The sequence below is a fragment of the Acetivibrio clariflavus DSM 19732 genome, from assembly GCF_000237085.1.
GTDB classification, from domain to species: domain Bacteria; phylum Bacillota; class Clostridia; order Acetivibrionales; family Acetivibrionaceae; genus Acetivibrio; species Acetivibrio clariflavus.
The window spans coordinates 593,094-610,483 of the sequence record NC_016627.1; the positions used below are offsets into that span (position 1 = coordinate 593,094).

Consider the following 17,390-nt stretch of genomic DNA (forward strand, 5'->3'; position numbering starts at 1 on the left):
TTTTTGGAGGAATGATAAATGAGCGAAACAATTTTGGAAAAAACAGAGGGAAGGGTAAGTTACCATGACTCTGTTGAAGAAATGCTAAAACGCATTAGAGAAGACAAAATGTCTAATGTGTTTGATCGCTGGACACTTCAGGAGAAAATACGCTGTAAATTTTGCCTGGAAGGATTAAGCTGTAAACTGTGTTCACAAGGACCCTGCAGAATTAGTGAAAAAGGCGGGCAGACCAGGGGAGTGTGCGGAATCGGTCCCGATGCAATGGCAATGAGGGAGTTGCTGCTGCACAATATAATGGGGGCGGGTACGTACAGCCACCATGCTTATGAAGCCTATAGAACTTTAAGATTAACAGCACAAGGGAAAACACCTTTTAAGATTACCGACGAAAATAAGTTGAAATGGATGTGCGAAAAAGTCGGAATAGATACAAATCAGGATATAAACAGTATGGCTCTTCAATTAGCTGATCTTTTGGAAAGTGAAATGGCTAAAGATCCGGAAAAACCGAGTATTATGGTGGAAGCCTTTGCACCTAAAAAGAGGAAGGAAGTATGGAAAAAGCTTAATATTTATCCGGCGGGAGTTGTACATGAGGAACAGAATTGCGTTGCAAGCTGTCTTACAAATGTGGACGGTGATTATGTTTCATTGGCTAAAAAGGCTTTAAGATTAGGGCTGGCTACCATATACACAGCACAGATAGGTCTTGAAATGGTTCAGGATATACTGTACGGAACACCTCAACCCCATGAAGTAAATACTGACCTTGGGATATTGAACCCTGACTATATTAACATTGTCTTTAACGGACATCAACCCTGGGTGGGAGCTGCAACCATAGAAAAAGCCAGAACTGAGGAGATCCAAAAAAGGGCAAGGGAAGCCGGTGCCAAAGGCTTGAGAGTAGTGGGATCCATTGAGACGGGGCAGGAGCTTTTGCAGAGATTTGAAATAGATGACGTGTTTGTCGGACTGATGGGAAATTGGCTGGCCATTGAACCCATGCTGGCCACAGGGGCAGTGGACGTCGTGGCTATGGAAGAAAATTGTTCCCCGCCAGCAATAGATCAATATGCAGAGAAATACCAGGTAACTTTGGTAAGTGTAAGTACCATTATAGGGATACCGGGGCTGCAGCATCTAATGCCATATAATCCCCGGGAAGTGGATGGTATGGTTGAAAGGTTGATACAGCTTGGAATAGAGAATTTTAAAAAGAGAAAAGGTAAAATAATACCTAAGGTTCCTCAAAGGGTTCAAAAGGCTATTGCGGGATTTTCCTGTGAAGCTGTCTTGGGGGCACTGGGCAATAAGCTGGACCCGTTGGTAGAAGTTATTTCATCGGGTAAAATTAAAGGAGTGGTTGCCCTTGTAAACTGTTCCTCCTTGAGAAACGGACCTCATGATTGGAATACGGTAAATTTGACAAAGGAACTAATTAAAAGGGATATTTTGGTTGTGAGTGGGGGATGCGGTAATCACGGCTTGGAGATTGCCGGGCTGTGTACCCTGGAAGCAAAAGAAATGGCAGGACCTGGACTTAAAGAAGTCTGTGAATTGCTGAAAATTCCTCCTGTTTTAAGTTTTGGTACATGTACTGACACCGGACGAATATCCATGCTTGTTACAGCATTGGCTGACTTTTTGAATGTAGATGTACCGGATTTGCCTATAGCAGTTACAGCGCCGGAATGGATGGAACAAAAAGCTACTATTGATGGTGTTTTTGCAGTAGCTTTCGGTGCTTATACGCACTTATCCCCTACTCCTTTTATAACGGGTGCGCCGCAGTTGGTTAAGTTGTTAACGGAGGATGTAGAGGGATTGACCGGTGGCAAAATTGTTTTAGGCGATGACCCGAAACAAGTGGCAGACGGTATAGAGGCACATATTAATAATAAAAGAAAGGCACTCGGTTTAAAATAAATCGGAAATATGCAGCAAAAAGTATTCTGATTTTATTAAATTAAAAGTTTATAACGCTCGATAGCGAAAGGTGTGACTGGCTATTAATTAAAGGAACAGAAAACAGGAGGATAAAAATTTATATAAAAACCCAAGACAAATTGAACCGGGAAGTACAGACGCAATATGAAGGAAGAGTATTCTATTGAGAATTCTCTTCCTTTAAATCATATAAATTATAAGTAATACATTTTGAAGCTCTTCTTATTCTAGTTGTTTTTGGTTTACTTTCTAAAGTGTTGTCTTTTGCTTTAGTTTTCTTTGCGGTAGATGCGTTTTGTTTGCTGACAGTCTTGTTTTTGCAATTTTTGTTTGTGCATAAACCATCCAGCATTAATGAACCGCATATACAGAATTCTGCCAATATAATCACTCCCTTATTAACTATAAGTATACCACAAATCAAAATCTTTTAGTTATTAATTTGATGTCAAAATTATAATCGATATATTTGTAACCATGTGTAAAAAATTAATATAATAATTATTATAATGCATATAAATATGAGGTAGGGAATACTGTTTATGCAAATAATGCCTTTAGAAAGCTTTTCAAAACCGATAAATTAATATATAATTATAATAATTTAATGCAATTTTTCCGATAAATATTACAGCAGTTTCACTATTATACTTCAATAGGAGTTAGTGATTCATGTTTAAGAAAAAAATTCTCATAATTGATGATACCGAGTTTATGACAAAGTTAATATCGGATATTCTGACAGCTGCAGATTATGATGTAGTTATTGCATCAAACGGCATGGAAGGAATTCAGAAGGTACGGGAAGAAAAGCCCGATCTTGTTTTATTGGATGTAGTTATGCCTGGGATGGATGGTTTTGAAGTTTGTAAAATACTAAGAGAAGATGAGAGTAATAATTTAATGCCCATTATTATGTTGACTGCTCAGGATAATGAAGATGATAAACTTACCGGCCTTGAAATAGGAGCCGATGATTACATTATAAAACCCTTTAACGAAAGAGAACTTTTAAGTCGAGTTCGAAACACTTTAAAGCGTATTGACAGAAATAGGCGTGCTAATCCTCTCACCGGACTTCAAGGGAATATAGAGATTCAGGCTGAAATTAATCAAAGAATTGCAAAGCGAATGCTTTTTGCAGTTATATATGGAGATTTGGACAATTTTAAAGCATATAACGATGTTTATGGCTTTGCCAGTGGAGATAGGGCAATTAAGCTTACGGCAGATATAATAATTGACAATGTACACAATTATGGAAACCGGGGTGATTTTATCGGACATATTGGTGGTGATGATTTTGTTATTGTCACTACTCCCGATAAAGCAGAATCCATATGTAAAGGAATAATAAACGATTTTGATGAAAAGATTAAGTCCCTGTATTGTGATGAGGATATTCAAAGAGGCTACATTGTTACAAGCAATAGACAGGGACAAATTATGAAATTTCCGATTATATCCATTTCTCTTGCAGTAGTGACAAACGAATTCAGGGAATTAATAAGTCATATACAAATTGCAGAAATTGCAGCTGAAATTAAGAAAAAGGCGAAATCAATGCCGGGAAGTACATTTGTAAAAGACAGAAGAAAAGTTTAAAGTATTTTAATTTATATTGAAATGAAATTTAAATTTATTATGCAATTGGGGGATTAAAAATTGGAAAGGTCAGAACTGCTTTTTGAAAGTTACAACATGGCTGTAGAGGAAAGTTATAATAAAATTTTTATGAGCAATAAATCTCATGAATTGTTAAATATAGAGGATGAAAGTATAAGACAGCAACTTCAGAAAGATCTTGAAAAATGGGCGCAAACTCCTAATTCAAGTATAGGAGGGATAAGCCCTAGAGAGTATTTTGATTCAGTAACTGAATTGGAACAGCTCATTGAATTGTTTAAGATGGCAGCAGTGTTATGTGACAATGATATACCGGACCCGCTTTTAGACAAATTACATACTTATAACGACGATGCTGTAAACAGCTTATTGAATTTGGCATCGGACGATAAATATCTTTATGATGATGACGAGCAAATAATATCGTTGATGGCCATCAGGACAATTGGGAAATGGAAGGCTTTAAGTGCATTAGAAGCATTAATCAAGCTGATGTTTGAAGTTAGTGAAGATAATGAAATAATAATTGAAGAAATATTAAATTCCTTAATTGAAATAGGCCAAAGTGCTGCAAGCCGGATTATGGAGATATTAAATGAGAGCAGCAATATTGGGAATTTGGAAGAATATCTGTTGGATACTTTGGTGAAGATAGGCGTTAAAGTAAAAGAAAGAAGTTTGTACGATTTGATTTACAGGACAATAAAGAACACATTTATAAAGATGGAAAATAAACTTTTTGGTGCCATATGCCTCGGAAATTTTGGGGATGGCAGGGCAATACCTGTTCTTCGCGGTTATATCGAAAAGAACAGAAATACTATAGATTATGAGACTTTTTTGGAGATAAAATCTTCTATTTACCGTTTAGGCGGCAACATTGATGACATTGATGTGCATTTTGTTTAGAGTCAAAAAACTCCAGCTTTCAAGCTGAGAAGGAAAGCTGGAGAGTTCATAAGAGCATCACTTCTGACTAATACCTTCAAAACATACACTTTTCCGTTCTTAACCGGACATCTTGTAACATATATTAATAACGTAGTACAAGATTGAACAGCATTTGTACCTAGCGAGAAATTACTGAATTGGATTGTTGCAAAATTGGTTTTATGGTTCTCGGAGGACCATATTGCATAGGTCATTTACTTAAAAATGACCTCATGAAAATTACAGGGAGGATTTGCCGCTATGAGGCTTAAGAAAGTCACCGTAGAATTTGCAGCAGTGTTAATATGCTTTAACATAGTTTTTAACGGCTGTGACTTTAAAAAAGAACAGGATTTGGCTATAAAAGAAATAACTTTAAGTATTGACGGAGAGCCGGAAGTGCTTGACCCTCAACTTGTTGGCGATGTTCATTCCATGAGAATTATAAATGCAGTTTTTGAAGGCTTGTGCCGGAATGACGAGAATGGAATACCTATGCCGGGAATGGCAAAATCCTGGGATGTCAGTGAAGATAAGCTTACATACACGTTTCATTTAAGAGAAGCATTATGGGCAGATGGCTCACAAGTTACTGCAATGGACTTTAAAGAGGCTTGGCTTAGGGCCTTAAATCCTAATGCCAAAGAACAACAGCCTTCTCCATTGGGGTATCTCCTTATGTGTATAGAAGGTGCCGAAAGTTATTTCAATGGTGAAGGGAGCAGAAAGGATGTTGCCATTGAGGTTAAGGACGAAAAAACGTTGGTTGTAAAACTGAAGCAACCTACACCGTATTTTCTGCAAATTGTATGCAATAGTGTAGCTATGCCGATAAATGGGAAATTTTATGTAAAGGAACAATTGGCAAATGATATTGGCGAGTATGGTGCAAAAGCCCAAAATATTTTAGGCAATGGTCCTTTTATTGTAAAGGAATGGAAGCACAATAAATACATAGCCCTTGAAAAGAATCCGAATTATTGGAATGCAGAAAATATAAAAATTGATAGAATAATTTTTAAGATTATCACGGATAATCCATCCGCTATTGCAGCTTTTGAAAAAGGAGAGCTTGACATTGCGGAAATTTCTCAGGCTAATCAAATTGAGGAACTTAAAGCAAAAGGATTTAGGATTGAAGATTATAATACAGGAAAAACACAATATATTTTGTTTAATATGGAGGATAAGTACCTTAAAAATATAAATTTAAGGAAAGCTTTAACTTATGGCATTGAGCGGGACAATCTTGTAAATAATGTGGTTAAGAATGGCTCAAAAGGAGCTTATGCTTTTGTAAATCCCGTTGTAAGAGGTGTGGAAAAATCTTTCCGGGAAGAGACAGGCGATCTTGTCACTGGCTTTAATGTATCGGAAGCTGAGAGCTTTGCATTAAAATCTCTTGTGGAGCTTAAACTTTCGGATTTGCCTAAATTGACCCTGTTGATAGACGATTCGGAGATTTCTAAAAGGGATGCTCAAGCTATCCGGGAAATGTGGAGAAAAAACGTTGGTATTGAGGTAGAAATAGAGGCATTGCCTTTAGAAAGTGTCAAGGAAAGATTGTTACAAAAAGAATATCAGATGGTTCTTTTAAGATGGGCTGGTGATTGCAATGATCCGATTTTGTTCCTGGAGATATTTGAAATAGGAAACAGCTTTAATGCAGCAGGTTTTAATATTTCCGAATATGACCAGTTGATAAATAAAGCCAGAAAAGAAGTTGATGAGAAAAAAAGAATGAATTTGCTCAGAGAGGCAGAAGAATTACTATTTAATTATATGCCTATATGTCCTTTATACTATGTATACGACAGTTATGCTATAAAACATGAAATAAAAGGTTTTGTCAGAGGAAGCAGTGCAATTCAGGATATGGACTTGTACTGGACTTATTTGGAGTGAAAAACAAAGGTTGCGATTTATTGGCAGGAGCATATCTCAGGCTGCCTTTATGAAGGAATAAATATTATGAGGTCTGTTCCTTTACCGGGTGCTGATTGTATATCAAATCTTCCTTTTAAAAATTCTACACGTTCTTTAAGTAACGATAATCCAAAACCGGCATTTATTGCTTTTTGCTTATCTGCATTGGTTTTTACATCAAAACCCATTCCATCATCAGTTACTTGAATTGATATACCGGTTTCATATATTCTTAAATCAACTGTAACCATACTTGCTTTAGCGAATTTGTGAATGTGAGTAAGTGTTTCCACTACCATTCTGTATAGAGAGTATACAATATGATGTTCCAGTTTGGAATCGTCACCGGAAAACATGAAATTGACTTTCAGGCCGGTATTTTCTTCAAAAAAGCGCAACCTGTTTTCAAGGGCTTTTGCAAGCCCGTTATCAAGGTTAGATGCCTTCATGTCATAAAGAATACTGCGTATCTCTTTTGAAGTAAAATCAATGCTTTCAGCTAACAAATCAAGTTCATGGAGTCCCTTTTCAATCATGTTATCTGTAATATATTTTCGAGCAAGTTCAAGTTTAAATGAGAAATTTGCCATAGCTTGAGCAGGACCATCGTGTAATTCCCTCACAATACGCTTTCTTTCTTCTTCCTGAGCTTTTTGAATTCTTTGGATTAATGTATCTAATGCCATATTTTGATTTTTCAGACCTTCAAGAAGATGTTGCATGTCGTTGTACATTAAAATGTTTTCAAGCATTATTCCGGTCCGGTCCGCAAGTAAAGTCATTATAAGCTCATCCATGTAAGTATAGGGAATAATGCTGCTCATACCGGAAGGATCTTTATAATCTATTTTTTGATTCGGATTTTCTTTTTTGTTAATAAGCTGAATTACACCTAAAACGTTGTTTTCATGGTTTTTCATAGGTATTGTGAGAACGGATTTGGTTATGTATCCTGAACTTAGATCGAAGTAGTTGTTATAGTGGTATTCAGAGTCGGCATTCAATGTACAGACGTCATCAATTCTTATAGGTTTTCCTGTTATAACCGAATAGCCCAAAACACTGTCTTGGGTTATTGTGGAAGTATGAACATCAAGATCAATGTCTATGCTCATGTTTTTTGAGATTATGAATTTAAGCAGTTTATCGTCATAGTTGTCATCTTTTATTGTGGTCCAATTGTAAGAGTTTTTGTCTATTACAAGATATAATATAGCAGCATCGGAAGAGGTTAGTCTAATGCTGCTTGTTATGACTGTTTCTAAAAGATTAAAAGTATTATTTTCCAAAGAAATAGCTTTATCTACTTCATAGAACTCACTAAAGCAATATTTTAATGACAGGAAGTTTTCCCTGATATTTATTTCGTTTTTAAGCTTGTTCAGAAGAAATTGTTTGTTGAATTCAATGACATTGACAAAATCGAAGACATTGTCAAAATAGCCTATAGACCTTTGCTCTTCATGGTAAAAGCTCATCAGTATATATTCGGAATATTCCAATCGATTATTTAAGTAATTATTAATCTCATTTAAAAAAGGATATTCAATAAACAATATTATAGGATGTACATCTGCGTTGCTGGTATGAGAAGGAAAGCTTTCAATATTTTTAACAAAATCGTTAACGTTGGTAAATATATTGATTTTACAAAACGCATTTTTTAGAAAATAAATAAAATCGTCATAAATACTGACTTGGCTTCCGAGATAAAATGCATTTTTATTTAGCATAGCAGGACTCCTTATTTTTTGGATTAGTTTTTCAAATTATAAAGAAAATGCAAACGATAAAAGAGCTATATATTGTAAGATGCAATACATAAAACAAGATTGTTTAGGAAAATTTGAAAATGCGAGTTAAACCAATATAGGATATAAATATATTATACTATAAAACATAAGATATTTCAATTTTTCATTTTGATGAGGATATTTATAAGCGATGTTAAACTTCAATACTATTTGAAATTTTGACAATAGAAAAGAGTCTATAATATAATTAAAATTGGAAAGGAATATGTGCCTTATTATAGGCGATTTAGGGGGAAATAGCATGAAAATATGCCCTAAATGCAATACCGGAAACAGTGATAATGCTTTAAAGTGCAAAGAGTGTGAAGCGTATATTGGAAAAATAGAAGTAACTGAAAGCTCAAAAATAGTTGATGAATTTAATATGAAAGAAAAGAGAAGGGAAAAAATAAAGCAAATTGCAAAAATTATATGTATTGCGTTTATAATTGCAAGTTATGTTTTATTTTTTATTGTAGCATTTTCAAAAGAGGATTTTTTCATAGTTTTGTTTTCTTCAATCCTTTGTGTAATTATAGGATATTTAAATATTTTCCATCCGGAAATTTTGTTCAGGTTAAAATATTTTACTGTAATTGATAATATTGACGATGTGGAACCTTCAGATATATATCTGCTTTCCAGCAAATTAGCCGGAGTATTGCTTTTACTGATAGGAACGGTTATAGTGTACGTCTATGCATTTTTCCCTCTATAGGTTTGAACAGTATATATTTTAGCTCCAAAAAATTTCGCGAAAACTGTTAGGGTTTGTTTGCATATGGCCAAACTGTATTTGAATATGTTAATTGTAGATTCAAATACAGGGGGAAACATCAATGATTTTGATATTGAAAAAGGAAAAAATTATTATTGCGACAGTTATTCTTATAGCGATTGTTTTAACAGCGTATATTTTTAAGGTAATTGATTTTCCGGCGATAAAAGCAACTAATAATGAGGTGAAAAATAAAATTGTGGTATTAGATGCCGGGCATGGAGGAGAAGACCCCGGGGCAGTGAGTGACTTCAGCGGGATAAGAGAAAAGGAAATAAATCTTTATATTGCCCAAAAAGTAAAGGAATTACTGAAAGCTGAGAACTTTACTGTTATTATGACAAGGGAAGATGACACCCTTAAATACACAGAAGGAACAAAAAAAGTTACTGAGAAAAGAAGACAGGATTTAATAAATAGAAAGAAAATAATGGATGAGTCCGGGGCAGAACTTGTAGTAAGCATCCATTTAAACAAATTCCCGCAGGAACAATATTATGGAGCACAGGTATTCTATCCGCCCAATTCACCGGAAAGCAAAACAGCAGCTGAATTGATACAAAAATCTTTGAAAGAAATTGTAGATCCGGAGAATAAAAGAGTGGCAATGCTAAAAAAAGCAGAAATTATAATACTGAAAAACTTAAAGACTCCAACGGTAATTGTTGAGTGCGGGTTCTTATCAAATCCACAGGAGGAAAAGAAGCTTGCGACTGTTGAATATCAGGATAAACTTGCTTTAGCCATAAAAGAAGGTATAATGAAATATTATGAAAATTAAAAAGAAATGTAAGCAGAACTCATTGCTTTAATAAGGCAGTGAGTTTTTTTATTTGAACCAGAATTTGGAGTGTTTTCAAAGCTGGATATGGGATTGAAAATGGTATACAATTATAATATATTATGTAAACTAAGGAGGATGTTTTAATGCCAAAGAAAAAAGTATCTGTCTTTTTAGCAGCAATACTTGGAATACTGTTGCTTACGGAGGTATATGTATATGCTGGGGAAAATAAAGTGGAAATTGTTGTAGACAACGTTTCCACAGGCATTAGTGTGAAAACTGTTTCAAAGAATAATATAACAATGATACCGGCAAAAGAATTGGCTGAGTCCATTAGGGGAAATTTTACTTATGATTATAACTCAATGACAGGCATAATAACCTACAAAGAAAGTGAAATCAGATTCAGGTTGGATAATGATATTGTCATGTTCAACGGAAAATATATTAAAGCACCAGCGCCTATGAGCATTGAAGACTATAGATTTATAGTTCCTCTGGAATTTTGCTGTGAAGAGCTTGGAATCCATTGCTATATGGATTACAAAAAGAATTTACTTTATATATATACGCAAAACAGTGGCGATCTGATATATAATGTTATGTCAGGAGATTCGCTTTGGCTTATATCTCAAAAGTTTGGTACGACTATAGACAAAATAAAGCAATTGAATGGTCTTACAAGCGATATAATATATGTGAATCAGAAGCTTATTATAAAACGGCTTGACCCAATAGATAACAGTTTTGTTTCCTATACTTCAAACAATGCTACATTAAGCAGCGGTACAAGTTTAAGTGTGCCTCCTGTAGGTTATCTTAAGGCATGGACAGAGGTAAAGGTAATTGGTAAAAATGGAGACTGGTATAAGGTTAAAACGGCAAATGGAACAGGATACATTCACAAAAGTGTAACTTACATAAAACAGGATATTTGGGATGACAGACCCAATAGCAAATATTTTGAGAACAAAATAAATGTAGATACATCAAAGAGCTATATAACATACAAAAACTATGTTGTTCAAAAGGGTGATACCTTGTGGACTATAGGCGAGAAGATGGGAATAACCGATTATGAACTGGCCTCAGCCAATAATATTTCACGGGAGGCAATACTTTATATAGGAGATGTGTTGAAAATTCCTGTCCACAATATTCCTGTAAAAGACAAGGTTATACCGACATCCGGTGAAATATTGGATTGGTTTGCTGAAGCACAATATGTATTTCCGATTGGAAGTGTCGGAAAAGTAATTGATATTGCTACAGGGAAAAGTTTTATGATAAAGAGAACTATGGGTTCAGGACATGCTGATTGCGAGACACTTACCGCTTCCGACACTAAAGTAATGAAAGAAATATTCGGCGGTTATTGGAACTGGAATAGAAGGCCTTTTATTCTGGAGTTTAACGGAAGGCGTCTGGCTGTATCCATTGCGGGTATGCCTCATGCCGGAGTTGATGGATTACCCTTTATGCAGAATGTTGCCAATAGAAGTGATAATTACGGTTATGGCCCTAATTACGATACAATAGCAAACGGTATGGACGGGCATTTTGACTTATATTTCCTCAATTGCCAAAGGCACAAGGATAATAAAATAGATGCTTTGCACCAGCAAAATGTACTGATAGCCGGAGGTTTGAGGTAATAAGTATAAAGATTAAAAACCGTAATTTCCAGTTTGGGGAAATTACGGTTTTTATGTTAAATTTGATTGATGTTTTTATATGTAAAATCTATCTCTGATATCAGTATTTTCTAAATTCGTAAGGTACAAAAGAGGAGATAAATCACTTATGTTGTTTCCTGATAGATACAAATAGGTTAGTTTAGTAAGGTTTTTTAGTGGCGATATATTGCTTATATTATTATGTCGTAAATTTAAATAAAGCAATCCAGTAAGATTCTTAAGTGATGATACATCGCTTATATTATTGTTGGATAAATTTAAACGCCATAAATTAGTAAGGTTTTTAAGAGGTGATATATCACTTATATTGTTATTGGATAAAAACAAACATTCTAAATTGCTTAGATTTTCAAGTATAGATATGTTACTTATATTGTTATAGGATAAATTCAAATAACTCAATTTAGTGAAGTTTGTGAGTATCGATATATCACTTATATTGTTAGAATACAAATTTAACTCAACTAAATTGGTAAAGTTTTTAAGTACTGATAAATCACTTATATTACTTCCTGATAGATCTAAATATAATGACCCCCATTGTCAAGACAAATTTTTAACTTTTCTAAGTTAGATTCTCCTTTCTATGTTTTTGTATAATATCTACCTTAAGGTACTCTGTCGGATGGATGTCAAGGGCGAGCATATGCGAGTTCATCTTGCCCCTTGACATCCAATGGTTATATATCCTTTTGATTCCCGGTCTGTTATGACAGACCGGCTGCCTTCCGGCGAGGACGGGGTTTGGGGCAGAGCCCCAAGGTTTTATACTACTGCCTTAATCTCTTTGTTAATCCCAAAATAATATTCTGACGGCGTTTTATAGCCTAGTGACTGATGTGGTCTCTTGTTGTTATAATATTCAATATATTCCCTCGTTTTTTGCCGAAGTTGCTGACCCGTTTCACAATCTTCATGATAAAGCATCTCCCACTTGTAAGTTCGAAAAAAAACGCTCTATCCTTTGATTATCCAAGGCTCGTCCTTTCCCATCCATTGAAATTTTTATATTATTACTCTTTAGTAATTTTATGTAATCCTCACTGGCAAACTGTTTACCTTGATCGCTGTTCATAATTTCAGGTTTACCATATCGTTTGATTGCCTTTTTTATCGCTTCTAATACAAATGTCCTATCTAAAGTATTTGATAACTCAAATCCAACAATATACCGGGAATACCAGTCTATTATAGCTACCATATACATAAATCCACGTTTAAGACGGCAATATGTTATGTCTATAGACCATACCTGGTTGGGATGATCTATATTTAAGTCTCTTAGCAAATACGGGTACAAATATTTGTTATGCAGACGTCTGCTAAGATTAGGCCCGGGACAGAAACCGTGAATCCCCATTTCCCTCATATATCGCCGTGTACGCTTCCTATTGATTTGTATGTGGTAATCCCGGTGTAGGATATTTGTCATCCTGCGATAGCCATATTCCGGATGAACCGTGTATACCTCATCAATAATACGTTTTATTAGATATTCCTCATCTGTTACCGGTACTGGCTTGTAGTAAAGGCTTGTACGATTAATACCTAACAGTTCAGCTTGCCTTTTTATGCTTAATTTCTTTTCTTCTCTCTCAATCATCTTCATGCGGTCTTCCCGGGACTTAGAGTCGGCCAGATTTTTTTTTAAGCCAGGCAACTTCATATGAAAGTTGGCCAATTTGCTTAAGCAGTTCGTCCTTCTCCTTCTCATACGACTGTTTGACCTTCTCTACTTCATCAGTTTCCTTACTGAAAACTCTGCCTGCATTGCTTATAAATTCTGCCTTCCAGCGACTTAGCTGATTAGGATGAATTTCATATTCGGCAGCTATCTCATTCAGCGTCTTTTCTTCCCTTAAGACCTCAATCACTATTTTTGCTTTTTCTTCTGGTGTAAACTTTCTTCTCGTTTTCATATTTCTATTCTAACTTATTTTGACCGTTTTGTCTGTCTTAATTTATGGTATCATTATAATATTGCTTGTTTTGAATTTTTTAGACTTTACCTTATAAGAATTCTCTATACTTAAAAGATTGTTAACTAAGGGATTATTCTTTTTGTTACAGGAAATATACATAAGTACAAATAGGCAAACAATAACAACGAAATAGGGAATAATGCCATTGATGAAATATTGAAAAAAACAGTTACCAATTTAGTTTGGCCAAATACAAATAACAATTTTAAGATAACATTTTCATTATAATTTGCTTTTATATTCATTAATGTATTCAAAGTACTGAATATTACTGGTGCAAAAAGAACAAGTAAGGGAATAGACGACTTTGCAGCTCTTTGAGCCAATACAACTAAAATGCTTAAGTAAAAGAAAACACAAATAAATACATACCGATAATTATACCATATATCAATTTATATGGTATTATTGCATAATCAGCAACAATGAAAGAACTTGCAGCTATACTCAATAATAAGCTTAAAGGTCCGCATTCAAAAAGTGTAACTTGTAAGAAATTTCTGTCGCTAAAAGGGAAAGCTATTAAAAATAAATATTCTTCTGAATTTAAAAATCTATTAATGTTTGCAACAGCAGCAACTGTGTTCAGCAATAATAATAGAAAGGCTATTCCATTAGTTAAAGCAGGGATACTGTTGGGTAAGTAGAATTTTAATTTATTTATTGCGAGAAAATCAATTAATAGTAAAAGAAAAGGCAATAAAATAACGCTTATTGCTATAATTGGTATAATGTAGCGACTATTTATTCCTTTGATTTTTAATTTATGTTTACAGTATTCTGTAATTTTCATAAGTCCTCACTCTGTCCTTACTTCAATATTTTAAAAAGTTCTTTCTATTTTCATTAGCAATACTTTTTTAGATAATGTTCAATATCTTTTAGTAAAAAAATATCAGCACCATGAATATTGTACTTTTTATCAATATTTTTGAAGCTAATTTTGCCGCTATATTTCTATCGTATTCCTGCTTTAAAAGGGTGCAATAACCGTAAATTCTACAAAAACTCAGTTTTTACTTTTTTGATATTATATCAGATTTATAACAAATTCTAACAATATTTTCAATACTGTCATTATTTAGGGGGATCAATTTATACATAAAGATTTTAAAAATGGATTAATGTTTGATTATAAATGTCAAAGGCATATATGGGAGTGTTGATACTTAAGTGTGTATACAGATAAAAAGAAAAAAGTTAAAATAATAAAAAACGGGGCGTTGGCCCCATTGGATAGCACTTAAGCCTGATGTATTAGAAGAATTAGTCTTTTCGTACAACTACCTGATTTCTTAACATTGTCCAGATACTTTCATCTTCCATTCCAAGTCTCCAGAGGGCTATTCCTTTTATACCAAGATCCCATGCAAGCTTGATTTTTGCATAAATGCTTTGGGCGTTTTCAAACCATACTTCATGTTCATTACCCTGCCCATCCACATAGGCAAACATTGGGGTTTGTGTTTCTTCATCGAAAATAATTTCTTTATTGTACCTGTTGGCAAGGTTTATAGCCATATTATATGTGACGTAAGTATTTCTGCCGGTAGTGAGGTTAAAGTCAAATCCGAACACCGATACTGCTCCCACAATTTTTTCTCTAGGCATTTTTGTAATGGCATATCTCAATACTCTTTCCATCCATCCAATGGACACTACAGGACCGGGACCGCTGCCAGGCCAGCCATGCTCGTTATAAAGCATTGCTACAAACTCATCTACTGCGTTTCCGATTGCTGCATAGTCGAAGGGATCGGAAAACGGATTGAAAGGTTGGTCACTCACCCTTGACGGTACCGATGCAGAGAAGAAATAGCCTCTAGGACGTAAAACTCTCGCTATTTCTGCATAGAGCAGAGAAAGGTTGGCACTGTCTTCGATGAAAACATCTTCAATGTCGATATTAACTCCATCAAAATTATATTTTTGTATCAGTCTCAAAAGATTGAGAGCAAAGGCTGTTCTGTTTTGAGGATTGGAAACAAGGACTTTCACCACATTTTTGGCAAGGGTTGTTCCGCCCGGCCTGTAAAGCAGATTATGTACAACCGGGAATATTTTGACATTGTTCCTGTGGGCAATTGCAACAAGATTTCGTATATCTTGATCGGTAAATTCACCGAAGTTTTCAATGGTGGTTGGGTTGTTTGCACTTATTCTGAACATGAAAAGGCCGGTTTGCGATAATTCTCCAGGATTGTTTACAAATGATGTAAAGGAACTAGGAAGTGCAGGACCCTCCTCTAAAGTATAAAAACCTAAAATATTTGTAATTGGTTTGTCACCGCTATAAGCTCTGAGAGTTGCTACTGTTCCGGAAATCCAGGCTTCAACGCCATTATGCAGACGCACCTTATACCATCCGTTGGATGAACCGATAACAGGAAGTTTTGCATTTCTTACCATTGTAGTAACTACACTGAAATTAGTTCCGGGGCCACTCCTTATGTTGGCTATATTTACATTGACAATAGCTTCGGTGTAAAGAGGAATGGTAAGAGTTTGACCTACTCTTATTTCAGTACCGGTGAGATTATTTAACAATTGAATGCTTTCAACTATTGTATTGTATCTTCTGGCAATCAGGTATAGGGAATCACCGGGTTTAACTGTATAAACCGTTGGCCTTTGGAGGTTTATGGGAATATATAAACGTTGTCCGATAAAGATTATATCGCCGGAAAGCTGATTTGCCTGCTTGATTTGCTCAATGGATACTCCAAACCTTTGTGAAATAAGGTATAGGGAATCCACCGGCTGTACTGTATACATCATAGTTTTTCATCATTCCTTTTTAAAATTTTAATGCCACATCCAGTATATTCATATGGAAGTAAAAAAGTTCTAAGAGAATAAAAAAGTACGCTTACCACACATTTAAAAATGTGCATGATAAACGTACGCTTTTATAATCAAAATATTATAAAATGACTTTCGGTAATTTGTATTTCATTCAGTATTTATAAATTTTTACTAAATCAAAAAGGGGAAACGATTTCGAATTTATGCCTATATTTTTATGAAAGGCTTATTGCGAATTCTTTAATTTTTGAGTCAATTTATATCCCAGAACCATTAAACTATCGCTCAAGTGAACATTTTCAATAACAACATCATAAGGAAGCTTTAAATCCATTGGTGAGAAATTCCACAGTCCCTTTATTCCTAGTCTTGCAACCTTATCGGCAACTATGGGAGTTTGATCGTAGGGAACACATAACATTGCGATATCAATCTTATTATTCTTTACAAACTCATCAAGATTACTCATATCCATTACTTCGCGATTATTTATTTTCTTTCCTATCAAATCAGGGTTTACATCGAAAATTCCCGTAAATATAAAGCCTCTTTTTTCAAAATTCGCATAATTTGCCAGGGCTTGACCCATATTACCTGCACCGATTATTATAAAACTGAACTTATTATTAACTCCAAGTATGTTTCCTATTTCATTATAAAGATGCTCAACATTATATCCGTATCCCTGTTGCCCGAATCCGCCAAAACAGTTTAAGTCCTGACGTATTTGGGAAGCAGTAATCCCCATTCTTATACTTAGCTCCTTAGAAGAAATTCTTGTAATCCCTAACTTTAGCAAATCGGATAAATATCTGTAATACCTAGGTAAACGTTTAATAACAGCTACTGATATTTTCTTGTCTAAGCCCATAGTTTCACCTCAATTTTTTATGTTTGGGATTAACTATAAGAATCCCTTCCGTTAAGCATAAGCTTAATTTTAGCACCTTTCTGATTATATCATCATCGTTATTTTATTGTCAATATTGCTTAAAAGCTTCATTTTTGCTAGAATTTAAAACGATGATGGTTAAATCGTTCTAATGGAATTATTTTGTATGATAAGAGATAAGGCTGTTGTAATCGTTTTTTAGGGGTGTAAAACGGTAATTACCT

General features: G+C 34.7%; 13 protein-coding genes and 1 pseudogene. 7 read left to right on the forward strand and 7 right to left on the reverse strand.

Annotated elements, in window-relative coordinates:
• Positions 1–18: 18 nt before the first annotated feature.
• Complete coding sequence (gene cooS / locus CLOCL_RS02520) at positions 19–1,932, forward strand: anaerobic carbon-monoxide dehydrogenase catalytic subunit (protein ID WP_014253869.1); 1,914 nt, start codon at positions 19–21, stop codon at positions 1,930–1,932.
• Positions 1,933–2,113: 181 nt separating this feature from the next.
• Here the strand turns inward: cooS and CLOCL_RS02525 are convergent, their stop codons facing one another.
• Positions 2,114–2,335 carry a hypothetical protein gene (locus CLOCL_RS02525; RefSeq protein ID WP_014253870.1) on the reverse strand — a complete coding sequence of 74 codons (222 nt, stop codon included), beginning with the start codon at positions 2,333–2,335 and terminating at the stop codon, positions 2,114–2,116.
• Between the two features lie 290 nt (positions 2,336–2,625).
• Between CLOCL_RS02525 and CLOCL_RS02530 the strand changes: the two genes are divergently transcribed.
• The 3 genes from CLOCL_RS02530 to CLOCL_RS02545 all read left to right on the forward strand — a co-directional run bounded on the left by CLOCL_RS02530 (position 2,626) and on the right by CLOCL_RS02545 (position 6,414).
• Entirely contained in the window at positions 2,626–3,558 is a 933-nt protein-coding gene (locus CLOCL_RS02530; RefSeq protein ID WP_014253871.1) for a GGDEF domain-containing response regulator, read from the forward strand.
• A gap of 60 nt (positions 3,559–3,618) precedes the next feature.
• Positions 3,619–4,488 carry a hypothetical protein gene (locus CLOCL_RS02535; protein WP_014253872.1) on the forward strand — a complete coding sequence of 290 codons (870 nt, stop codon included), beginning with the start codon at positions 3,619–3,621 and terminating at the stop codon, positions 4,486–4,488.
• 282 nt (positions 4,489–4,770) lie between these two features.
• On the forward strand, positions 4,771–6,414 hold the full coding sequence (locus tag CLOCL_RS02545) for a peptide ABC transporter substrate-binding protein (protein ID WP_014253873.1): 1,644 nt from the start codon (positions 4,771–4,773) through the stop codon (positions 6,412–6,414).
• Between the two features lie 47 nt (positions 6,415–6,461).
• Here CLOCL_RS02545 and CLOCL_RS02550 read toward each other — a convergent pair whose 3' ends face one another.
• Positions 6,462–8,168, reverse strand: coding sequence for a GAF domain-containing sensor histidine kinase (locus tag CLOCL_RS02550; protein ID WP_014253874.1), 1,707 nt, complete (start codon positions 8,166–8,168; stop codon positions 6,462–6,464).
• A 322-nt stretch (positions 8,169–8,490) separates the two neighbouring features.
• On the opposite strand from CLOCL_RS02550, the gene CLOCL_RS02555 reads away from it, so the two are divergent.
• The 3 genes from CLOCL_RS02555 (at position 8,491) to CLOCL_RS02565 (ending at position 11,445) form a co-directional block, all read left to right on the forward strand.
• Positions 8,491–8,946: a DUF6199 family natural product biosynthesis protein gene (locus CLOCL_RS02555; RefSeq protein WP_027622494.1), complete on the forward strand. Its 456-nt coding sequence runs from the start codon at positions 8,491–8,493 to the stop codon at positions 8,944–8,946.
• 121 nt (positions 8,947–9,067) lie between these two features.
• Positions 9,068–9,787, forward strand: coding sequence for an N-acetylmuramoyl-L-alanine amidase CwlD (gene cwlD, locus CLOCL_RS02560; protein ID WP_014253876.1), 720 nt, complete (start codon positions 9,068–9,070; stop codon positions 9,785–9,787).
• A 146-nt stretch (positions 9,788–9,933) separates the two neighbouring features.
• Positions 9,934–11,445: a LysM peptidoglycan-binding domain-containing protein gene (locus CLOCL_RS02565; protein WP_014253877.1), complete on the forward strand. Its 1,512-nt coding sequence runs from the start codon at positions 9,934–9,936 to the stop codon at positions 11,443–11,445.
• A gap of 75 nt (positions 11,446–11,520) precedes the next feature.
• Here the strand turns inward: CLOCL_RS02565 and CLOCL_RS23755 are convergent, their stop codons facing one another.
• The 5 genes and pseudogenes from CLOCL_RS23755 to CLOCL_RS02590 all read right to left on the reverse strand — a co-directional run bounded on the left by CLOCL_RS23755 (position 11,521) and on the right by CLOCL_RS02590 (position 17,145).
• Positions 11,521–11,991: a leucine-rich repeat domain-containing protein gene (locus CLOCL_RS23755; protein WP_081466991.1), complete on the reverse strand. Its 471-nt coding sequence runs from the start codon at positions 11,989–11,991 to the stop codon at positions 11,521–11,523.
• Positions 11,992–12,252: 261 nt separating this feature from the next.
• Positions 12,253–13,406, reverse strand: a pseudogene (locus CLOCL_RS02570) (IS3 family transposase).
• Positions 13,407–13,809: 403 nt separating this feature from the next.
• Positions 13,810–14,262 carry a hypothetical protein gene (locus CLOCL_RS02580; RefSeq protein ID WP_014253880.1) on the reverse strand — a complete coding sequence of 151 codons (453 nt, stop codon included), beginning with the start codon at positions 14,260–14,262 and terminating at the stop codon, positions 13,810–13,812.
• Positions 14,263–14,735: 473 nt separating this feature from the next.
• Positions 14,736–16,247: a LysM peptidoglycan-binding domain-containing protein gene (locus tag CLOCL_RS02585; protein ID WP_014253881.1), complete on the reverse strand. Its 1,512-nt coding sequence runs from the start codon at positions 16,245–16,247 to the stop codon at positions 14,736–14,738.
• Positions 16,248–16,500: 253 nt separating this feature from the next.
• Positions 16,501–17,145 (reverse strand): redox-sensing transcriptional repressor Rex, encoded by a 645-nt coding sequence (locus CLOCL_RS02590; RefSeq protein WP_014253882.1) that lies wholly within the window; start codon positions 17,143–17,145, stop codon positions 16,501–16,503.
• Positions 17,146–17,390 lie beyond the last annotated feature (245 nt).

Excerpts from the sequence above, each read along its gene's own strand:
- cooS (WP_014253869.1), top strand. The coding sequence starts at position 19 with ATGAGCGAAACAATTTTGGAAAAAACAGAGGGAAGGGTAAGTTACCAT.
- CLOCL_RS02530 (WP_014253871.1), top strand. The coding sequence starts at position 2,626 with ATGTTTAAGAAAAAAATTCTCATAATTGATGATACCGAGTTTATGACA.
- CLOCL_RS02545 (WP_014253873.1), top strand. The coding sequence starts at position 4,771 with ATGAGGCTTAAGAAAGTCACCGTAGAATTTGCAGCAGTGTTAATATGC.
- CLOCL_RS02550 (WP_014253874.1), bottom strand. The coding sequence starts at position 8,168 with ATGCTAAATAAAAATGCATTTTATCTCGGAAGCCAAGTCAGTATTTAT.
- CLOCL_RS02555 (WP_027622494.1), top strand. The coding sequence starts at position 8,491 with ATGAAAATATGCCCTAAATGCAATACCGGAAACAGTGATAATGCTTTA.
- cwlD (WP_014253876.1), top strand. The coding sequence starts at position 9,068 with ATGATTTTGATATTGAAAAAGGAAAAAATTATTATTGCGACAGTTATT.
- CLOCL_RS02565 (WP_014253877.1), top strand. The coding sequence starts at position 9,934 with ATGCCAAAGAAAAAAGTATCTGTCTTTTTAGCAGCAATACTTGGAATA.
- CLOCL_RS02580 (WP_014253880.1), bottom strand. The coding sequence starts at position 14,262 with ATGAAAATTACAGAATACTGTAAACATAAATTAAAAATCAAAGGAATA.
- CLOCL_RS02585 (WP_014253881.1), bottom strand. The coding sequence starts at position 16,247 with ATGATGTATACAGTACAGCCGGTGGATTCCCTATACCTTATTTCACAA.
- CLOCL_RS02590 (WP_014253882.1), bottom strand. The coding sequence starts at position 17,145 with ATGGGCTTAGACAAGAAAATATCAGTAGCTGTTATTAAACGTTTACCT.